Here is a 19,424-nt window from a genome sequence, read left to right as displayed (position 1 = left end):
CAAGGGAGTGTTTCTCAATGCGTAAACCAATTATCGCAGGTAACTGGAAGATGAATCTGACGCTCAAGGATGCAGTCGCATTCGTTGAGGAAGTCAAAGGAGCTGTACCTGCTTCGACGACAGTCGACGCAGCCGTCTGTGCGCCAGCAGTATTCTTGGCACACTTGACAGAAGCAGCAGCTGGTACGGATCTTAAGATCGGTGCTCAAAACATGTACGACAAAGAGAGCGGTGCGTTCACTGGTGAAATCAGCCCGCTCATGCTCAAAGAACTCGACGTGACTTACGTCATCCTCGGTCACTCTGAGCGTCGTGAGTACTTCGGCGAAACAGATGCGTTCATCAACAGCAAAGCGAAAAAAGCGTTCGAGCACGGCCTCGTTCCAATCGTTTGTGTAGGTGAAACACTGGAAGAGCGTGAAGGCGGCAAGTTCGAAGACGTCATCCGCGAACAGACAGCAAACAGCCTCAAAGGTCTTACTGTCGACCAAGTGAAAAATCTCGTCGTCGCTTACGAGCCTGTCTGGGCAATCGGAACAGGTAAATCAGCGACAGAACAAGATGCACAAGATTCTTGTAAATTCGTCCGCGACGTCGTTGCAGCTGAATTCGGTGCTGAAGCAGCAGAAGCTGTCCGCATCCAATACGGTGGTAGCGTCAAACCGGAAAACATCAAAGAATATATGGCTCAACCAGACATCGACGGCGCGCTCGTCGGCGGTGCAAGTCTTGAGACAGGATCGTTCCTCAAACTGTTGGAGGCGATTTAAATGAAAAAACGTCCAGTCGCACTGATCATCCTTGATGGTTTTGGTATGCGTGACGAGGAGTTCGGAAATGCCGTTACGGCGGCAAACAAACCGAACTTCGACCGTTACTGGGGTCAATACCCGCATACGTTGTTGAATGCGAAAGGCGAATACGTCGGTTTGCCTGAAGGTCAAATGGGGAACTCAGAAGTGGGTCACCTCAACATCGGTGCAGGTCGCGTCGTCTATCAATCGCTATCCCGAATCAACAACGCGATCAAGGATCGCTCGTTCTTCTCGCGTCAAGCGATGAACGATGCGGCAGGTCACGTGAAGAAATACGGTTCGGCGCTTCATATCTTCGGTTTGGTCTCTGACGGTGGAATCCACAGTCACATCAACCACTTATATGCGGTGCTCGAATTCGCGAAACTTCACGAAATCGAAAAAGTCTACCTCCATGCTTTCACGGACGGTCGTGACTGCGACCCACAATCGGGCGCTGGTTTCCTCCGTGACGCGCAAGCGAAGATGGATGAATTGAATGTTGGACAATTCGCGAGTATCTCTGGTCGCTACTATGCGATGGATCGCGATAACCGTTGGGAGCGCGTCAAGAAAGTCTATGACGTCATCACGTTCGGTGAAGGTCCAACGACGAAGGATCCAATCGGCATGGTTGAAGCTTCGTACAAACAAGACGTAACGGATGAGTTCATCGAACCAACTGTTGTCGTGCAGGAAGACGGTACGCCAGTCGCACCGATCCACGATAACGATGCGATCGTGTTCTTCAACTACCGTCCTGACCGTGCGATTCAGCTTTCGAAAGTCTACAAAGAAAAAGATGGCTTCGACGGATTCGAACTTCCGGACAACGCACCGAAGAACCTGCTACTCGTCTCGATGACGAAGTACTCGGATGCGATTGATACGGACATTGTCTTCCCGCCTGAAGACATCAAGAACACGCTTGGTGAGACATTGTCAAAACAAGGTCTCAAACAGCTACGCATCGCGGAAACGGAAAAGTATCCGCACGTCACGTTCTTCTTCAACGGACAACGTGAAGAACCATACGAAGGGGAAGATCGGATCTTGATCCCTTCACCAAAAGTCGCGACATACGACTTGAAACCGGAGATGAGCGTCTATGAAGTCACAGATGCCCTCGTCGACGCAATCAACTCGGACAAACACGACGCGATCATCCTCAACTTCGCAAACCCGGATATGGTCGGTCACTCGGGTATGCTCGAGCCGACGAAAAAGGCGATCGAAGCTGTCGATGAGTGTCTTGGGAAAGTCGTTGACTTGATTCTCAGCAAAGGCGGCGCGGCAGTCATCACGGCTGACCACGGGAACGCGGATAAAGTCCTCAATGCGGACGGCAGTAAGATGACGGCGCATACGACAGAACCAGTTCCATGTATCGTGACGGTCGAGGACGTTGAACTCCTTGAACCACTCACAGGTGCACTCGCTGACCTCGCACCAACGGTCCTTGATCTCCTCGGAGCGGACCAACCAGCAGAGATGACTGGTAAATCGATCGTATTGAAGAAATAATCCCGTCGATCGAAAGAATTACAGCACATATTTCTTACACACAAAAGGAGCGAATTTAAATGTCAATGATTACAGAGATTTACGCACGCGAGATTCTTGATTCACGCGGTAACCCAACAGTAGAAGTAGAAGTTTATACAGAAGATGGCGGTTTCGGTCGCGCACTCGTACCATCAGGTGCATCAACTGGCGAGCACGAAGCAGTCGAACTCCGTGATGGCGACAAAGCACGTTACCTCGGAAAAGGTGTTTTGAAAGCTGTTGACAACGTCAACGAAAAAATCGCACCAGAAATCATCGGTTACGATGTCTTCGACCAAGCTGGAATCGACAAAAAGATGATCGATCTCGACGGTACGAAAAACAAAGGTAACTTCGGTGCTAACGCAATCCTTGGTGTTTCTATGGCTGCTGCACGTGCTGCTGCTGATGAGCTTGGTCTTCCACTTTACACATACCTCGGTGGATTCAACGCGAAAACATTACCAACACCAATGATGAACATCATCAACGGTGGATCACACGCAGACAACAACGTGGACTTCCAAGAGTTCATGATCATGCCTGTCGGTGCTCCAACATTCAAAGAAGCACTTCGTATGGGTGCTGAAATCTTCCACGCGTTGAAATCAGTTCTTAGCGGAATGGGTCTTAACACAGCAGTTGGTGACGAGGGTGGATTCGCTCCAAACTTGAAATCAAACGAAGAAGCAATCACAGTTATCCTTGAAGCAATCGAAAAAGCTGGCTACAAAGCAGGCGAAGATGTTTACCTTGCAATGGACGTCGCTTCTTCTGAGTTCTACGATAAAGCAGCTGGAACATACAACCTCGCTGGCGAAGGCAAAGTCCTCTCAACAGAAGAGCTTGTTGAATTCTACGCACAACTCGTTGACAAATACCCAATCATCTCAATCGAAGATGGCTGTGACGAAAACGACTGGGATGGTCACAAACTTCTTACAGATCGTATCGGACACAAAGTCCAACTCGTTGGGGATGACTTGTTCGTAACGAACACTGAGAAACTTGCTGAAGGTATCGAAAAAGGCATCGCGAACTCGATCCTCATCAAAGTTAACCAAATCGGTACGTTGACTGAAACATTCGACGCAATCGAAATGGCTAAAAAAGCTGGTTACACAGCTGTCGTTTCTCACCGTTCTGGTGAAACTGAAGATTCAACGATCGCTGACATCGCTGTTGCGACAAACGCTGGTCAAATCAAAACTGGTTCACTTTCACGTACAGACCGTATCGCGAAATACAACCAACTTCTTCGCATCGAAGACATGCTTTCAGACGTTGCTGTCTACGACGGAATCAAATCATTCTACAACCTCAAGAAGTAATTTCAGGTTGATCGTTTGAACAAGCTATAAGGAAAACCTCCTATTCGTGTGATACGTACACACGGATAGGAGGTTTTTTGTATATCAAGCAATGTCAAACATGAAAATCAATTTTGTCATCAAAACTATACTGAACTGTCAAAAAATTGATTCATCCTAGTAGATGACTAAAATGTTATACTCATAAATAAGTGCAAATTAAATAGTTATAGGCATTAATTACATCTTGCTCGATGAAGATGACAAATCCGTCTAAAGGAGATACGATCATGTTAAATTCAGATTTAGATATCCGTTTAGAACCACGCATTCAAGAGTTATATCGACTTCACAAGGAGCGTTCAGCCAACATCGACTGGAGCTACCACGAGTTCATTCCGTGGGATAAGGCGATGTCTTTCAAACGCGTTCCTTGGGACGAAAGCCAAGTCACACTTCCGGAAGGTGTCATCGTCGCGATTGAGACGGCATTACTGACAGAAGTCAACCTACCGTGGTACACGTCGCACTTAGACTATACATTCAAGAACTCGATGGAAGTCATCAATGACTTCGTCCGGACATGGACAGCAGAAGAAGATCAGCACTCGAACTTACTCGAGACGTATTTACTCGTCACGCGAAACGTCAATCCAACGCGACTTCATCAATTAAGAAGACGCGTCGTTGAAAACGGCTGGTTCCCGGACTTCACGAACCCGTTAGCGACAATGGCATATACGTCACTGCAAGAATTAGCGACACTCGTCTTTTATAACAACGTCGCGAAAATCGCAGGGGCACACGACAAAGACTTAGCAACGCTACTCCGTCGTCTAGCGAAGGACGAAGCGCTCCATTATGCGTTCTATCGTGACACGGTCAAAGCACACCTAGAGCTTGACCCGAACTTCATCGTCTTCTTCGAAGACGTCATCATCAACTTCTCGATGCCAGGTGCTGTCATGCCGGACTTCACGGAACGCATGAAGACGATTGCTGTTGATACGAACTATGGACCACTCCAATACTTCGACCAAGTATTAGACGTCGTCGTCAAATTCTGGGGCATCGCTGATTTGGAACCGACAAGCGAAGAAGCGAAACAATCTCAAGCGAACATCATGAAGTATCATGGACGTTTGAAGCGTATCAAGGAACGTCAGGAACGCCAACTCGAAAAAGCGAAGCTTGACGCGTAAGGGGGAATGAAGATGAAGTGTGAAATCTGTGGAACTGAAACGAACAACCAAGTCAGTTACTTGGAACTCGACACGTGGGAATTCAATTCTCTGAATAAAGAAGCAAAAGATTTTTATCCGATCTGCTTTGATTGCTTCGACAAGCATACGAATCAGTTCATCGATCAGGAGATGGATCTCGAATTACGTAAAAAACGTTCGCAAATGGTCAACAAAGAAGTAGAAGCTGAAATCGAAGCGATTCTTGAGGTTGAGAATTAAGTCGTATTTACCATACGTGAAGGGAAATATGACCGGTAGTGCTTTGGCGCTATCGGTTTTTTATTATCCCTAAAAAAAGCAGTTATCTCTTGCTTCACATGTTCTGTGAAAGAAGAAATAGCTGCTTTTAACATGAAGTCAGTCTTCGATGAATGTAACGAGATAATGATGGGCAGAATGAAGCGGTGCACGGGTCACGAAAAAGTCCGGGAGATCGACATCGATTCCCAATTCGCGCAGTGTATCGGGATCCAAACATTCCTGAATCAAACGTTTGATGTCTTGTAACAGTTCATCGTGCAAGTTCGCTTCCTTCGGAAAGGCACGTTTCGCGTCATCGCGCAACAATAGCACGATAGGTGGCAGACCTCGTAAGAGATCGACCTGAAGGGGCTGCTGATGACGTTCGAAATAATCATTCAGACAACTGACGACCCTCATCGAGTGTTCTTCTTTCATCCGATCCCAACTCTCTGTATGTGACTGTAACTCTCTAGCTATTCCCTAATTGAAGCGAGGATATGCAGGGAAACTGGAAATGAAGCATTACGAGGACGCTGTTCGGGGTAGAACTAGAGGGAAGGGGGAATCGACATGCTATTTCGGTTTTTGTTTTTAGGGCTTGATACGTCGATTGGTGACATCCCGTTGCGCCTCATCTATTTTACGGAACTCATACTATTCATCGGTTTGTATCAAATCACGAGCCGGTTTTCGCGTCAGAGTCTGATTTTGGGAACGGCACTCGGAATTGGCGGATTGATTGCCATCTTACCCGGTGCGCTCTATATCATCCGTTATAATCCGGAGGATGCCGTCATTGATGTCACGTTCCTATTGATTTATTTGTTTGAGCCACTGGCAATCATTGCGTTCATTGTTGCTTTGATTCGACGTTTGTATACAGGTAGGAAGAAAAAAAGAGGTAGAAACGTGAATTGATTTTCGTCCAAGACGTCGCTTTCCGCGGGCGGAAGGCAAGCCTCCTCTTCGCGTGTGCTCCTACGGAGTCTTACCTATTCCGCTATTCCCGCAGGAGTCTCCGTCTTTTCCGGAAATCAACAATCTAACGTGCTTACTGAGATGACAAGAAATAAACCGCAAAATGGCGTGACGCTGTCTTGCGGTTTATTTGCGTATACCTCCAAATACTTTCTTTCAATAGTGTAAGGAAGAGTAACTGGAAGAATATTCTATAATAGAGGGAGAGCGAAATCAGATCTTAGTTGCTTTCGTAAGATTCCGTTGATTATAGGAGTGAGTTTCATGCATAAAGTATTGTTTGGTTTATCTGTCTTAAATAGTCTCTACATTACGAACAACTTATTTACGTATTCCGATAGTTTTTTGAATGCACCTCTGGGCATCACGACCATTATTGCCGTGACATTGATGTATCTAAACGATAGTGCCAAAAAAGATAAACCATCGTTGTACACGAAAGCGACGGATGGGTTAGGATTCATTAATATTTTGATTGGTCTCTCGCTGATTGTCTTTATTTAAGACATAATTCAGAGTGTTTCAAGTGCATGATCATACAGAGTGATCGTAAGTCTGAAGCCGCGTCAGGCTTCTTTTTTATAGTCCAATCTACGAGTTCGAAAAAAATAAAATATTTTTAAAGAAAAAAGATTGATGTGTAACCGGTTACACAATATGATGATTCTTGTAAGCGTTATCAAAAGAAAGAGGTGGCGAAACATGTCGACCATCCGGGAAGTAGCGAAAGCGGCACATGTCTCCGTCGCGACGGTCTCACGCGTCATGAACGAAAAGGGTTATGTCAGTGAGAAATCGCGTAAGGCGGTGCTTCAGGCAATCAAACAGTTGGATTATCGACCGAACCGGGTCGCGCGATCGTTGTTCCAAAAACGATCCGGACTGATCGGATTGATCGTTCCAGACATCACGAACCCGTTTTTCCCACAACTCGCACGAGCTGTGGAAGATATGGCACATCAACATGGTTTTCAAGTCATTTTGTGTAACACAGACGAACAGTTTCAGAAAGAACGCGAATATATCAAGTCACTCGAGGCGATGCATGTCGACGGATTGATCATCACGACGAACTACTCGAACAATCCGAACTATGAAGAACTCGAAGTGCCGGTCGTAGCGTTAGACCGTGTGTTACAAGGAGCGATTCCGACGGTAACGTCAAACGGATACGAGGGCGGGAAGAAGGCGGCTACGCTTTTACTGGAAGCTGGTGCAACTGAACTAGCCGTCATCAGTGGTCCCTCGAAACTCCCGACGATCAAAAAACGACGGGACGGTTTCGAAGAGATCGCCGGAACCCATCTCGTTGCAAGCATCGAGTCACCGTTCCACTTTCAAGGGGCGCTTGACGCAGCGAACTATCTCTTTGATCACTATCATTGCAACGGGATCTTTGCTGCGAGTGATGTCATTGCCGCAGCAACGGTGCAAGTCGCTGCAGAGCGCGGGATCACGATTCCGGACGAACTACAAGTTATTGGCTATGACGGTATCGAACTCGGTCAAATGATTTCACCACCGTTGACGACGATTGCGCAGCCGATCTATCAAATGGGAGAGCTGGCCGCGAAACTCTTGATTCAGCGGATTGAAGGCACACCGATTGCCGCCGTCCATCATGAGTTGACGGTTGAGATCATCGAACGGGAAACGACGAAACGGAAGGATGAGGAAGCATGAAACAAATCAGTGTCATCGGCAGTATCTCGATGGATCTCGTCGTCGAAAGTAAACGCCGTCCAGGCGCAGGCGAAACAGTCATCGGGGATGCCTTTCATACCGTACCGGGCGGAAAGGGTGCGAACCAAGCGGTCGCAGTCGCGCGTCTTGGCAGTACGGTCGAAATGATCGGTTGCGTTGGTAGTGACGCGAACGGTGAAGCGATCCGCGAAAACTTCAAAATGCAAGGAGTGCAGACGACGCACTTGCAAACGATTGAAGGTGAACGGACAGGAACGGCACACATCACGCTCGCAGAAGGCGATAACTCGATCGTCGTCGTTCAGTCTGCCAATCAACATGTTCAGTTTGCGGATGATGCACTCGCACCGATTCTCGCAGACAGTGAAATCATCTTACTCCAGCTCGAGATTCCAATCGAAACGGTCGAGACCGTTGCTCGCGAAGCATATGCAGCCGGCATTCCAGTCGTCTTGAATCCAGCACCGGCGATGTCACTCAGTCCAGAATTGATTGAACACGTCACATACTTAACGCCAAACGAACATGAATGTGGCTTGATCTTTGGACAAGACCAACCAATCGAACATTGGCTCATGGAATACCCGAATAAACTGATCGTGACCGAAGGTAGTCGCGGCGCACGCTTCTACGACGGAGAGGCGATCGTGACGATTCCAGCGATCGAGACGACGGTCGTTGATACGACAGGAGCAGGGGATACGTTCAACGGTGCTTTAGCCGTTGCCTTAACGGAAGGACAATCGCTCGTTGAAGCCATTCGTTTCGCGAACCGGGCAGCTGGTTTATCGATCCGCGCACTCGGCGCACAAGGCGGCATGCCGACACGGGAACAGATGGAGGGAGACGCATGAAGAAGCATGGTATCTTAAACAGTCATATCAGTAAGGTGCTGACCGATCTCGGTCATACCGATACGATCGTCATCGCCGATTGCGGCTTACCGATTCCAGACGGCGTTGCACGAATCGATTTAGCACTGGAACTCGGCACACCATCATTCCTCGACGTCGTCCGTGTCGTTGCCGATGACATGGCAATCGAACAGCTGACTCTAGCAACGGAGATCAAAGAAGCGAATCCGGACGTGCTCGAGGCACTGGAAGATATGAAGATCGAGACGACATTCGTCTCACATGAGGAGTTCAAGAAACAGACACAGCAGGCGAAGGTCATCATCCGGACCGGAGAAGCGACACCGTACGCAAATGTCATCTTCCATTCCGGCGTAATCTTTTAAGGGGGTCATGCGATGCGTATCGAGATGACAGGTATCAAAAAAGCATTCGGTCCCGTCCCTGTCCTGAAAGGTGTCGACTTCGAACTCGCTGCGGGTGAGATTCACGCCTTGATGGGAGAGAACGGTGCCGGAAAATCGACATTGATGAAGATTTTGACCGGTGTCCATAAAGCGGACGCAGGGACGATCCGGGTTGATGGACAGGACGTCGAGTATAAGAATCCGAAGCTTGCCGAAGAAGCGGGGATTGCCTTCATCCACCAGGAGCTGAACATCCTCCCGGATTTGACGGTGACGGAGAACTTGTTCCTCGGACGGGAGTTGAAGTCACGCTTCGGGATTCTCAAGCAAGGGGAGATGAAGCGGCAGGCGGAACGTGAACTCGCTGAATTAAATGTCTTCATGGACGTTGATCAACTCGCTCGGACGTTATCGGTCGGTCAACAACAGATGATTGAGATCGCTAAAGCTCTGATGACGGACGCGAAGGTCATCATCATGGATGAACCGACAGCCGCACTGACGGAGCGAGAAATTCGTGCCTTGTTCAGCGTCGCGACGGCACTGCGCAACCAAGGTGTCTCGATTGTCTATATCTCACACCGGATGGAGGAAATCTTCGAGCTCTGTGACCGGATCACGGTCTTACGGGACGGGATCTCCGTCTCGACGCACGCGATTCCCGAGACCTCGTTCGAACAGATCGTCCGGGAGATGGTCGGTCGTGAGATGGGCGAACGGTATCCGGACCGTGACGTGTCGATCGGTGCAACTGTCCTTGAGGTTAAACAGGCGAGCGGAAAACGGTTCGACGATGTCTCGTTCTCCGTCAAAGCAGGCGAAATCATCGGCTTCTCTGGTTTGATGGGCGCTGGGCGGACGGAAGTCATGCGCGGATTGTTCGGGGTCGATCGCCTGAAAGACGGGACGATCGAACTGAACGGACAGTCGCTGAAAATCAAGACACCGTACGACGCAATCCGTCAGGGTATCGGCTTTTTGACCGAAGACCGCAAAGGCGAAGGCTTGTTCCTCGACTTTTCACTGCGTGAGAACATCTCGCTGCCGACGATTCGTTCGTTATCAAGATCCGGTGTCATCAAGGATCAGGCAGAACGCGATTTCGCGGAAGGATACTTGAAGTCACTCTCGGTCCGGCACAGCTCGATGGACCAGCCGGCGAAGTCACTCTCCGGGGGGAACCAACAGAAGGTCGTCCTCGCGAAGTGGCTCGGGACAAAACCGAAAGTCTTGATTCTCGACGAACCGACACGTGGTGTCGACGTCGGGGCGAAGAAAGAGATTTACCTCATCATGAACGAACTCGCTGCGACGGGTGTCGCGATCATCATGGTCAGCTCGGACCTCCCGGAGATTCTCGGGATGAGCGACCGGGTCTACGTCATGCGCGAAGGCAAGATGAGCGGCATGTTGACACGACAGGAAGCGACGCAAGAAAGCATCATGACACTTGCGACAGGAGGACAATGATATGGAATTGATGCAAGGCAATGTAACGGAAGCAAAACCGAGACGTCTTGGGATCGGACAAAAGCTTGGACCACTCGCAGGATTGTTCGCGATCGTCCTCGTCGTCTCGATCATGGAACCGGACTTTTTAACACTGAATAATCTATTTAACATCTTACGGCAAGTCTCGATCAATGCCTTGATTGCCTTCGGAATGACGTTCGTCATTCTGACGGGTGGGATTGATTTATCGGTCGGCTCGATTCTCGCGCTCTCGTCCGCCTTCGTCGCGGGTCTGATGACGGACGGAACGTCAGCGTTGATCGCTGTTCTGGCTGGATTGATCGTCGGAGCTGTCATGGGTGCCTTGAACGGAATGGTCATCTCACTCGGAAAAGTCGCACCGTTCATCGCGACACTTGCGACGATGACGATCTTCCGGGGATTGACGCTCGTCTATACGGACGGGAAACCAATCACTGGTCTGAGCCAAGGTGGCTGGTTCGAATTGTTCGGACGCGGTTACTTCTGGATTTTCCCGGTACCGGTTCTGACGATGTTGATCGCCTTCGCGGTCCTCTACTTCATCTTGAAGAAGACGACGTTCGGTCGCTATACGTATGCGATCGGCGGCAACGAAGAAGCAGCGAAGTTGATGGGGATTCAAGTCAATAAAGTCAAAATCATGATTTACTCACTCTCAGGGTTGATGGCAGCACTCGCCGGCATCATCCTGACGTCCCGTCTGAACTCGGCACAGCCGACAGCGGGGACATCGTACGAACTCGACGCCATCGCAGCGGTTGTCCTTGGTGGGACGAGCTTGTCAGGTGGTCGTGGCTGGATTGTCGGTACCTTGATTGGTGCCTTGATCATCGGAACACTGAACAATGGTCTTAACTTGCTTGGTGTCTCCTCGTTCTTCCAACTCGTCGTCAAAGGTTTAGTCATTCTGTTCGCGGTACTCGCGGACCGGAAACAAGCAGCGTAACCCACACTCAAAAAGGAGGATTTATAGATGAAAAAACTACTTGCAGTCGTCATGATGGCATTAATGGTCTTCGCAGCAGCCTGTTCGACGGAACAGCCAGGCAGCAGCAACGGTGAAACGAAGAAGAAGACGAAAGACTTCAAGATTGGTCTTTCGATTTCAACACTCAACAACCCATTCTTCGTCTCGTTAAAAGAAGGGGCAGAACAAGAAGCCAAAGCACAAGGTGCAACACTTCAAGTCGCAGATGCACAAGATGATGCAGCAAAACAAGCAAGCGATATCGAAGACATGGTTCAAAAGAAAGTCGATCTCATTTTGATCAACCCAACGGATTCAGCAGCAGTCGGTGCAGCAGTCCAAACAGCGAACGATGCGAACATCCCAGTCATCACAGTTGACCGGAACGCAGAAGCAGGCGACGTCGTCGCACACATCGCGTCGGATAACGTCGCTGGTGGGAAACAAGCAGGTGAGTACATGATCGAACTCGTCGGCGATAAAGCAAAAGTCGTTGAACTCGAAGGGATTCCAGGAGCATCCGCAACACGCGACCGTGGTAAAGGGTTCCATGACGCAGTCGATGGTAAACTCGACGTCGTCGCAAAACAAGCAGCAAACTTCGACCGAGCAAAAGGTTTGTCGGTCATGGAGAACATCCTCCAGAACAACAAAGACATCAAAGCCGTCTTCGCACACAATGATGAGATGGCACTTGGTGCGGTTGAAGCATTAAAAGCAGCGGGTCTGAATGATGTTAAAGTCATCGGCTTCGATGCGACGGATGATGCCGTCAAAGCTGTCAAAGACGGAAAAATGGCAGGAACAATCGCTCAAAAACCGACTGAGATCGGGAAGATGGGTGTCGAGACAGCAATCAAGCACTTAAAAGGTGAAACAGTCGAGAAGAACATCCCAGTTGATCTCGAATTGATCAAACAATAAGGAGATTAGACACCTGAGTCGACGATTCAGGTGTCTCTTTTCGTCAGGCAGGAAAAAGTTCCTAAATCTATTCCTTGTTCCCGTACTTGTTTTTCTCTATAATGAAAGAAGCGTATATTACTGAAGGAGGATCATCGATGATCATTCATAACGTGGCTCTTGTCGGCCTCATCGTCGTTTCCGTTCTTCTCATCATCGTCGTTCTATTGATGTCAGGTCGTACGACCGGACTCGGAGCATTGACGGGTGGAGCAGAACAATTATTTGGTCGCCAAAAAGCTCGTGGCTTGGATGCGGTCCTAAATCGTGTGGCGTCTATCTTAGGAGCATTACTCTTCATCTTGGCGTTACTCGTCGCTTTTTATAAGTGAGCATTGAAACGACAGCCGTATGATCGCGCTGTCGTTTTTTGTATTTCTCGATATTCATTTTTTCCGGATATGGGGTATAGAGTTAGAGGGGGAATCATTTTATGAAAATCACTTTACCAAAACCATTCTTTTTCGAAGCCGGCCCACGTGCCGTTTTACTATTACACGGATTCACGGGATCGAGCGCGGATGTCCGCATCCTCGGTCGCTATTTACAGAAGCAGGGCTATACGTCCCTAGCACCACAATATAAAGGGCACGCTGCCCCACCCGAAGAGCTGACGAAGACCGGGCCAGCCGACTGGTGGCAGGATGTCCTTGCCGGATATCAGGAACTCGTCGATAAAGGCTATGACGAAATCGCTGTTTGCGGACTGTCGCTCGGTGGCGTCATGTCGCTGAAGTTATCGATGAACCGTCCGGTCAAAGCGGTCATCCCGATGTGTGCACCCGCCTACATCAAAAGTGAAGAAGTCATGTATGCAGGAGTCACCGAGTACGCACGAGAATTCAAGAAGCGAGAAGGCAAATCACAAGAAGAGATCGACCACGAGATGGCGTCCTTCGAACCGATGCCGACCTTGAAGGACTTACAGGAACTGCTGCGCGAGACACGCGATTCGCTTGAGGACGTCTACGCACCGACGCTCGTCGTCCAAGCGCGCAACGATCACATGATCAACACCGACTCCGCGAACATCATCCATGATGGAGTCAGTGCCTTCCAAAAAGAGCTGATCTGGTATGAGAACTCAGGTCACGTCATTACGCTCGACAAAGAAAAAGATCAGCTCCACTCTGACATCTTGGACTTCCTGGAGTCATTGAACTGGAGCAAGTAACTGGAGGTGTCACGTTGGAATTACGTGAACGAATACTAACGGTCATCACGACGGAAGAACGTCCGTTGTCGATTGATCAATTAACGAAAAAACTAGAACTAGCGGATACGGAAGCATTCAAGGAATTGATCCGGACGCTAAACGCAATGGAAGACGAAGCGTTGATTGCCCGGACACGCTCGAACAAGTACGGAACGCTCGCGCAAATCGGTCAAGTCGCAGGGAAGATTTCCGTCCACCAACGCGGTTTCGGTTTCGTCTCACCGGAAGATGGTTCTGAAGGCGACATCTTCTTACCGGCACCGGAACTGAAGAACGTCTATAACGGCGACCGTGTCCTCGTCAAAGTTTTTGCCGAGTCAAACGGGGGTGACCGTCGTGAAGGGAAACTGCTCAAGATTCTCTCACGCGGACCAGCTGATTTCGTCGGAACGTTCGTCAGTCCAAAAGGACGGATCGAATCAATCGCTTACATCGAACCGGATGATACGAAACTGACGTTCTTACCGGTCGTCGCGAACGACGATACACTCGGTGCCGTCGATGGCCATAAAGTCCTCGCCCGGATTACGAAGTATCCTGACGGTCGCTACGCCGGAACGGCAAAAGTCTTAAAAATCATCGGTCACAAAAATGACCCAGGCGTCGATATTTTGTCGATCGTCCATAAGCACGGGATCAACGTCGACTTCTCACCGGAAGCGATCGCTGAGGCGAATGCCGTACCGGATCAGATCGATGAAAAGGATTTGGTCGGACGTGTCGATCTACGGAATGAATTGACGGTAACGATTGACGGGGCGGACGCAAAAGACCTCGATGATGCGGTTCACGTTAAGAAATTAGCGAACGGCAACTTCGAGCTTGGTGTCCACATCGCCGACGTCTCGCATTACGTCAAAGAAGATTCAGCACTCGATGAAGAAGCGCGTGAGCGCGGAACGAGTGTTTATCTCGTCGACCGCGTCATCCCGATGATTCCGCACCGTCTATCGAACGGAATCTGCTCGCTCAATCCGCACGTCGATCGTTTGACGCTCAGCTGTATCATGGAAATCGATGCGAACGGTGCTGTCGTCAACCATGAAATCTTCCAGAGTGTCATCAAGACGACGGAACGGATGACGTACACGGACGTCCGGAAAATCATCGAACGCGAAGACGAGGAAGTGATCGCGAAGTACCAAGATCTCGTCGAGTACTTCGACAAGATGGCGGAACTCGCAGCAATCCTGCGCGAACGCCGCTCCCGTCGTGGGGCGATCAACTTTGACTTCCCAGAAGCGAAGGTCCTCGTCAACGAAGAAGGCAAGACGAGTGAGATCATCCTCCGGGAGCGGTCGGTCGCCGAGAAGCTGATCGAAGAGTTCATGCTCGCAGCGAACGAAACGGTCGCAGAGCACATCCAGCGTCAAAAACTGCCGTTCATGTACCGGATCCACGATGAGCCAAAAGCTGAACGTCTCGATACGTTCTTCAAGTTCATCGGTAACTTCGGGATCAACGTCGAACGCAAGGGCGAGTCAGTCGCACCGAAAACGTTGCAATCGATCCTCAACGCTGTCGAAGGGGAGCCAGAAGAAGCAGTCGTCAGTACGGTCATGCTCCGTTCGCTCCAACAAGCGAAATACGACATCGAACCGATCGGTCACTTCGGTCTGTCGACGGACTACTACACGCACTTCACGTCACCGATCCGTCGTTATCCGGACTTGATGGTCCACCGTCTGTTGCGTGAATATGTCATCTACAACGACAAGTCACAGAAGACGCAAGACCGTTACTCAGAGATCCTCCCGGAAATCGCGGATCATTCGTCGAAACGCGAGCGTCGTGCGGTAGATGCGGAGCGGGAAACGAATGCGTTGAAGAAAGCCGAGTATATGGAGCAACACATCGGTGAGACGTTTGAAGGCGTCGTCAGTGGTGTCACGAACTTCGGAATGTTCGTCGAATTGCCGAACACGATCGAAGGACTCGTCCACATTCAAGCGATGACGGATGACTTCTACCGCTACGATGAAGCGAACTATCAGTTAATCGGTGAGCGGACGAAGCAACAGTTCCGGATTGGGGACGTCGTTGAGATCAAGGTCACGAACGTCAACATCGATGAACGGACGATCGACTTCAGCGTCGTCGGAATGCCAGAGCGGCAACCGAAGAAACGGTTCGAGTCGAAGACGATCCGTTCAAGCGGTGGACGTCCGGGACAAAAGCGCGACGACAAGAAGAAAGATGATCGCCGTGGCAAGAAACGGTCAGGTAAGAGCGACCAAAGCAAAGGAAAAGGATTCTCGTTAAAGAATAAGAAAGATAAACCGCCGTTCCATAAGGCGGTCTCGAATAAGAAACGGAAGCGCAAATAAGCGCTTCCGCATCGGAAATGTGGTGAACGAACATGCCAAAGGGAACAGATTCGAAAGTCTTAGCGAACAACAAACGGGCCTCGTTCGATTATGCGATCGAGGATACGATTGAAGCCGGTCTCGTCTTGACGGGAACGGAAATCAAATCGGTCCGTAAAGGAAAAATCAGCATCGGGGACGCGTTCGTCCGGTTCGACGGGGGAGAAGCGATTCTCTGGAACTCGAACATCGCCCACTTCGAACAGGGGAACCGCTATAACCATGAACAGCTCCGTCCACGAAAACTGTTGCTGCACAAGAAACAGATCGCGAACTTGATCGGCGCGGTCTCACGGGATGGTTATACGATCGTACCGCTTAAAGTCTACATCAAGAACGGATACGCGAAATGCTTGATTGGACTCGGGCGCGGGAAGAAGAAGTTCGATAAACGCGACGACCTGAAGAAGAAGGATGCGAAGCGTGATATCGAGCGAGCACTACGCGATAAGCAAAAGTATTGAACCCGTAACACTTTTCTGCTAGAATATTAGTATTCGGAAAGCCCCAATTTTATATCTTGGGGACGTTACGGATTCGACGGGGGTAGTTCGGTCTTCTGTGGCGTGTCGAGGGGTCGGCCTCGTTAAAACGCACCAGCCATAACTGGCAAAACTAACACACAACTCGCAGCAGCGTAATAGCAACTGCGGATCCTAGCAGCTGTCGCCTGGTCGGCTGATTTCTAGGGTCTCACTTTAAACAGGCTACGCTTGGACCCTTCCGTCTGGAGGGAAAGAGAAGAGATGGAATCAGACTGGTCGGACGGACGCCTGTCAATTGGCAGCCTGACGACGAGATCCCAATAAATTGACTACACACGTAGAAGCTTAAGTATACGATGCCTTCGGACGTGGGTTCGACTCCCACCGTCTCCATACCCTGAAATCTTAAGGATTTCGAAAAGTGCTGAACCTCAGGTTTAGCATTTTTTTATACTATTTATTCAGGAGGTAAATATGAATTTTGAAGCAATGAGCGATAATTTGAGAGGGCTTTTAACAGCTACAAGAGTATACAAGATTCCTAGATTTCAAAGAGAATTTTCTTGGGATACTAGTAACTACAATGAATTTTTAGAAGATATGTTAACTCAAATTAAATTTAACGAAGAAAATGAAACTTTTAGCAATCAAAAATATTTTTTGGGTAATATGCTATTTTTAGGTAATAAAGAAGATTCTAAAGTAGAAGTGATTGATGGTCAACAAAGATTGACTACTGCAACAATTCTTTTGGCAGCCATAAGAAATTCTTTATACGAATACGAACAGGAAAATCCTACCAAAGAAGAAGGCAAATCTGCAAAAGAATATGCTAATACTATACAAACAGAATATCTGATAAAAAGAATTGATGGAGAACCTCAAAGAAAATTAAAAACTGCTACTAGTTATCCCTATTTTACACAAACTATTCAGGATTATAATACAAAAAATGATAAGGTGGAGCCTTCTACTGAAGAAGAAGAATTATTATTTAGTACTTTTGAAAACTTTTTAGCAAACTTAAAAAAGGACGCTCTTTTAACAAAATTGAATAAAATACATAATGTGAAAATTAAGGACCAATTTTATGTTTTTGCTCTCAAAGCACTAAGAGATCAAATTTTAACTTCGGAAATAATAGATGTATTTGTAAATGAGAAAGATCAAGCTAACAAAATTTTTGAAAACATCAACTCTAAAGGAAAACCTCTCTCTCAAGTAGATTTAATTAAAAATACTATTTTTGGAAGGATAGGATTGACTGAAGCTGGCGTAGATGAAATTGAGGATACATGGAGTTTGTTAAAAAAAGAATTAGCGAACTTAGATACAACATTTAATGAATTCTTTTTACATTATTGGAAAGCAGTGTATCCATTAGATAAAGCAAATGGAAAAAATTTATACAAAAAATTTAATGCTAAATTCGCTAAAAAAAAAGACTCAGAGTTAATTCAATTTGTAGAGGAATTAGAAAAAGGATTGAAAATTTATAAAAAAATAATTTCTCCAGATAGAAATGAATTTACAAGAATGGAACATAAGGAAGAACTTGAGTGCTTATTATCTATTAACAAGTTTAAAGCAGTTCAAATAAGACCAAGTCTATTAGCTTTTTATTTAAAAAATGAGAAGAAAACTTTTAAATTAAGGCAATCAGAAAAATCGGAGTTTTTACGATTTATTTGTGATTTTCATTTTTCAGCATTTGGTACTAGTTTGAATTTAAGATCTAATAAAACTACAAATCCTTATAACAATTTTGTGAAAAAACTATCAAAAGCAAATAATAAAATGGATGTACGTAAAGCTTGTTCTGATATGAGAAAAGATTTGATTAAGCTTATTCCTAAAGAGGAATTAATTAGTGCATTTAAAAACTTGGAATTTTCTAAAAAAACAGCTAGAACAGGAATAGATGCTTTTCCTGCATCTTATGCTATTAAACGTTTATCGGATATAAAGAATAAAAGAAAATATAACGATATGGATTACTCTATTGAGCATATTATTGATGAATCCGATGGTGATGTTAATAATATTGGAAATTTATTAGTTCTTGAGCAAATGTTAAATAAAGAAATTGATGAGCAAAAGAAAAAGAAAAAGCGTACTTTAAATTTTTCAGAGAAAAAGAAAATTTATTCTAAAAGTAAATACGATTGTGTAAGAGTGTTCTGCACAGAAACAAGCTCGTTCGAAAAAACAGATATTGAAAAGAGAGCCACGATTCTAGCTGAAGAATTTTGGGGTATATTAGATTCTGCAACCAAGTAAAATTTTTATTTAGAACGGAGCTGACACCTATGATACGAAGAGCCACGTTGATGGATGGAAAAGCCTTATCGGACTTAATGCGACGCATTGATCGGGAAACGAAATATATGTTGTATGAGCCGGAAGAACGCGTCCTGTCAACGGAACAGGCGGAGGCGTTCATCGAGAAGTTCGGTCAGGCTGCGAACTCGGACATCTTCGTCGTGGATGTCGACGAGCAACTCGTCGGTTATGTGCTCGTCGTTGGTGGTGAGCCGAGTCGGATTCGTCACCGGGCGAATCTTGTCATCGGCTTGCTTGACGCCTATACGGGTCGTGGTCTTGGTGCGGGTCTACTTGAGGCAGTCGATGCGTTTGCCATTGAAGCAGGGCTCATCCGACTCGAGTTGACGGTTCGCAAGGATAACTTGCGGGCAATCGAGCTCTATCATAAGTTTGGCTTTAACATCGAAGGGACACGGATTGCGTCGCTCTTCATCGATGGGGAATACGTTGATGAACTGGCGATGTCGAAAATCTATACGACCGAAGAATCCTAAAAAAAGATGCTCCGTGGACTTATCTCTGAAAAGAG

20 protein-coding genes and 1 other RNA gene are annotated in these 19,424 nt (G+C 47.6%); 20 read left to right on the top strand and 1 reads right to left on the bottom strand.

Annotation, left to right across the window (positions count from 1 at the left end):
* The first annotated feature begins 17 nt into the window (after positions 1-17).
* The 5 genes from tpiA to U719_RS12865 all read left to right on the top strand — a co-directional run bounded on the left by tpiA (position 18) and on the right by U719_RS12865 (position 5,112).
* A complete protein-coding gene (gene tpiA, locus U719_RS12885; protein WP_023469215.1) occupies positions 18-770 on the top strand; it encodes a triose-phosphate isomerase in 753 nt (250 codons plus the stop codon).
* Positions 771-2,318, top strand: a complete 1,548-nt coding sequence (gene gpmI, locus U719_RS12880) for a 2,3-bisphosphoglycerate-independent phosphoglycerate mutase (RefSeq protein ID WP_023469214.1) — start codon at positions 771-773, stop codon at positions 2,316-2,318.
* Positions 2,319-2,377: 59 nt separating this feature from the next.
* Entirely contained in the window at positions 2,378-3,670 is a 1,293-nt protein-coding gene (gene eno, locus U719_RS12875; RefSeq protein ID WP_023469213.1) for a phosphopyruvate hydratase, read from the top strand.
* 269 nt (positions 3,671-3,939) lie between these two features.
* Positions 3,940-4,851 carry an acyl-ACP desaturase gene (locus U719_RS12870; RefSeq protein ID WP_023469212.1) on the top strand — a complete coding sequence of 304 codons (912 nt, stop codon included), beginning with the start codon at positions 3,940-3,942 and terminating at the stop codon, positions 4,849-4,851.
* A 12-nt stretch (positions 4,852-4,863) separates the two neighbouring features.
* Positions 4,864-5,112 (top strand): hypothetical protein, encoded by a 249-nt coding sequence (locus U719_RS12865; protein ID WP_230088506.1) that lies wholly within the window; start codon positions 4,864-4,866, stop codon positions 5,110-5,112.
* Positions 5,113-5,250: 138 nt separating this feature from the next.
* Here the strand turns inward: U719_RS12865 and U719_RS12860 are convergent, their stop codons facing one another.
* Positions 5,251-5,553, bottom strand: a complete 303-nt coding sequence (locus U719_RS12860) for a hypothetical protein (RefSeq protein WP_230088507.1) — start codon at positions 5,551-5,553, stop codon at positions 5,251-5,253.
* Between the two features lie 153 nt (positions 5,554-5,706).
* Here U719_RS12860 and U719_RS12855 point away from each other — a divergent pair, with 153 nt between their 5' ends.
* From U719_RS12855 to U719_RS12790, 15 genes are all read left to right on the top strand, one after another.
* On the top strand, positions 5,707-6,054 hold the full coding sequence (locus U719_RS12855) for a hypothetical protein (RefSeq protein ID WP_023469209.1): 348 nt from the start codon (positions 5,707-5,709) through the stop codon (positions 6,052-6,054).
* 324 nt (positions 6,055-6,378) lie between these two features.
* Positions 6,379-6,618: a hypothetical protein gene (locus tag U719_RS12850; protein WP_023469208.1), complete on the top strand. Its 240-nt coding sequence runs from the start codon at positions 6,379-6,381 to the stop codon at positions 6,616-6,618.
* 198 nt (positions 6,619-6,816) lie between these two features.
* A complete protein-coding gene (locus U719_RS12845) occupies positions 6,817-7,797 on the top strand; it encodes a LacI family DNA-binding transcriptional regulator (protein ID WP_023469207.1) in 981 nt (326 codons plus the stop codon).
* Positions 7,794-8,672: a ribokinase gene (rbsK, locus tag U719_RS12840; RefSeq protein WP_023469206.1), complete on the top strand. Its 879-nt coding sequence runs from the start codon at positions 7,794-7,796 to the stop codon at positions 8,670-8,672. Before U719_RS12845 ends, rbsK begins: the two co-directional genes overlap by 4 nt.
* Positions 8,669-9,058 carry a D-ribose pyranase gene (gene rbsD, locus U719_RS12835; RefSeq protein ID WP_023469205.1) on the top strand — a complete coding sequence of 130 codons (390 nt, stop codon included), beginning with the start codon at positions 8,669-8,671 and terminating at the stop codon, positions 9,056-9,058. The genes rbsK and rbsD overlap by 4 nt, the downstream gene beginning before the upstream one ends.
* 12 nt (positions 9,059-9,070) lie before the next feature.
* A complete protein-coding gene (locus U719_RS12830) occupies positions 9,071-10,549 on the top strand; it encodes a sugar ABC transporter ATP-binding protein (protein WP_023469204.1) in 1,479 nt (492 codons plus the stop codon).
* A 1-nt stretch (position 10,550) separates the two neighbouring features.
* Entirely contained in the window at positions 10,551-11,519 is a 969-nt protein-coding gene (rbsC, locus tag U719_RS12825) for a ribose ABC transporter permease (protein ID WP_023469203.1), read from the top strand.
* A gap of 27 nt (positions 11,520-11,546) precedes the next feature.
* Positions 11,547-12,464, top strand: coding sequence for a ribose ABC transporter substrate-binding protein RbsB (gene rbsB, locus U719_RS12820; RefSeq protein WP_023469202.1), 918 nt, complete (start codon positions 11,547-11,549; stop codon positions 12,462-12,464).
* Positions 12,465-12,601: 137 nt separating this feature from the next.
* Positions 12,602-12,835, top strand: a complete 234-nt coding sequence (gene secG / locus U719_RS12815) for a preprotein translocase subunit SecG (RefSeq protein WP_023469201.1) — start codon at positions 12,602-12,604, stop codon at positions 12,833-12,835.
* A 101-nt stretch (positions 12,836-12,936) separates the two neighbouring features.
* Complete coding sequence (locus tag U719_RS12810) at positions 12,937-13,677, top strand: carboxylesterase (RefSeq protein ID WP_023469200.1); 741 nt, start codon at positions 12,937-12,939, stop codon at positions 13,675-13,677.
* A gap of 14 nt (positions 13,678-13,691) precedes the next feature.
* On the top strand, positions 13,692-16,046 hold the full coding sequence (gene rnr, locus U719_RS12805; RefSeq protein ID WP_023469199.1) for a ribonuclease R: 2,355 nt from the start codon (positions 13,692-13,694) through the stop codon (positions 16,044-16,046).
* A 32-nt stretch (positions 16,047-16,078) separates the two neighbouring features.
* Positions 16,079-16,549 (top strand): SsrA-binding protein SmpB, encoded by a 471-nt coding sequence (gene smpB / locus U719_RS12800; protein WP_023469198.1) that lies wholly within the window; start codon positions 16,079-16,081, stop codon positions 16,547-16,549.
* A gap of 58 nt (positions 16,550-16,607) precedes the next feature.
* Positions 16,608-16,966: a transfer-messenger RNA gene (gene ssrA / locus U719_RS16665) on the top strand.
* 78 nt (positions 16,967-17,044) lie between these two features.
* Entirely contained in the window at positions 17,045-18,850 is a 1,806-nt protein-coding gene (locus tag U719_RS12795) for a DUF262 domain-containing protein (protein WP_023469197.1), read from the top strand.
* A 29-nt stretch (positions 18,851-18,879) separates the two neighbouring features.
* Positions 18,880-19,389, top strand: coding sequence for a GNAT family N-acetyltransferase (locus U719_RS12790; protein WP_023469196.1), 510 nt, complete (start codon positions 18,880-18,882; stop codon positions 19,387-19,389).
* Positions 19,390-19,424: the final 35 nt, after the last annotated feature.

Origin of the sequence: Exiguobacterium sp. MH3 (assembly GCF_000496635.1) — a bacterium.
GTDB lineage: Bacteria > Bacillota > Bacilli > Exiguobacteriales > Exiguobacteriaceae > Exiguobacterium_A > Exiguobacterium_A indicum.
Note: the sequence above shows the minus strand (reverse complement) of the source record. Positions and strands in the feature narration are given on the sequence as shown.

Coding starts and splice junctions, on each gene's coding strand:
- tpiA (WP_023469215.1), top strand. CDS start 18: ATGCGTAAACCAATTATCGCAGGTAACTGGAAGATGAATCTGACGCTC.
- gpmI (WP_023469214.1), top strand. CDS start 771: ATGAAAAAACGTCCAGTCGCACTGATCATCCTTGATGGTTTTGGTATG.
- eno (WP_023469213.1), top strand. CDS start 2,378: ATGTCAATGATTACAGAGATTTACGCACGCGAGATTCTTGATTCACGC.
- U719_RS12870 (WP_023469212.1), top strand. CDS start 3,940: ATGTTAAATTCAGATTTAGATATCCGTTTAGAACCACGCATTCAAGAG.
- U719_RS12865 (WP_230088506.1), top strand. CDS start 4,864: ATGAAGTGTGAAATCTGTGGAACTGAAACGAACAACCAAGTCAGTTAC.
- U719_RS12860 (WP_230088507.1), bottom strand. CDS start 5,553: ATGAGGGTCGTCAGTTGTCTGAATGATTATTTCGAACGTCATCAGCAG.
- U719_RS12855 (WP_023469209.1), top strand. CDS start 5,707: ATGCTATTTCGGTTTTTGTTTTTAGGGCTTGATACGTCGATTGGTGAC.
- U719_RS12850 (WP_023469208.1), top strand. CDS start 6,379: ATGCATAAAGTATTGTTTGGTTTATCTGTCTTAAATAGTCTCTACATT.
- U719_RS12845 (WP_023469207.1), top strand. CDS start 6,817: ATGTCGACCATCCGGGAAGTAGCGAAAGCGGCACATGTCTCCGTCGCG.
- rbsK (WP_023469206.1), top strand. CDS start 7,794: ATGAAACAAATCAGTGTCATCGGCAGTATCTCGATGGATCTCGTCGTC.
- rbsD (WP_023469205.1), top strand. CDS start 8,669: ATGAAGAAGCATGGTATCTTAAACAGTCATATCAGTAAGGTGCTGACC.
- U719_RS12830 (WP_023469204.1), top strand. CDS start 9,071: ATGCGTATCGAGATGACAGGTATCAAAAAAGCATTCGGTCCCGTCCCT.
- rbsC (WP_023469203.1), top strand. CDS start 10,551: ATGGAATTGATGCAAGGCAATGTAACGGAAGCAAAACCGAGACGTCTT.
- rbsB (WP_023469202.1), top strand. CDS start 11,547: ATGAAAAAACTACTTGCAGTCGTCATGATGGCATTAATGGTCTTCGCA.
- secG (WP_023469201.1), top strand. CDS start 12,602: ATGATCATTCATAACGTGGCTCTTGTCGGCCTCATCGTCGTTTCCGTT.
- U719_RS12810 (WP_023469200.1), top strand. CDS start 12,937: ATGAAAATCACTTTACCAAAACCATTCTTTTTCGAAGCCGGCCCACGT.
- smpB (WP_023469198.1), top strand. CDS start 16,079: ATGCCAAAGGGAACAGATTCGAAAGTCTTAGCGAACAACAAACGGGCC.
- U719_RS12795 (WP_023469197.1), top strand. CDS start 17,045: ATGAATTTTGAAGCAATGAGCGATAATTTGAGAGGGCTTTTAACAGCT.
- U719_RS12790 (WP_023469196.1), top strand. CDS start 18,880: ATGATACGAAGAGCCACGTTGATGGATGGAAAAGCCTTATCGGACTTA.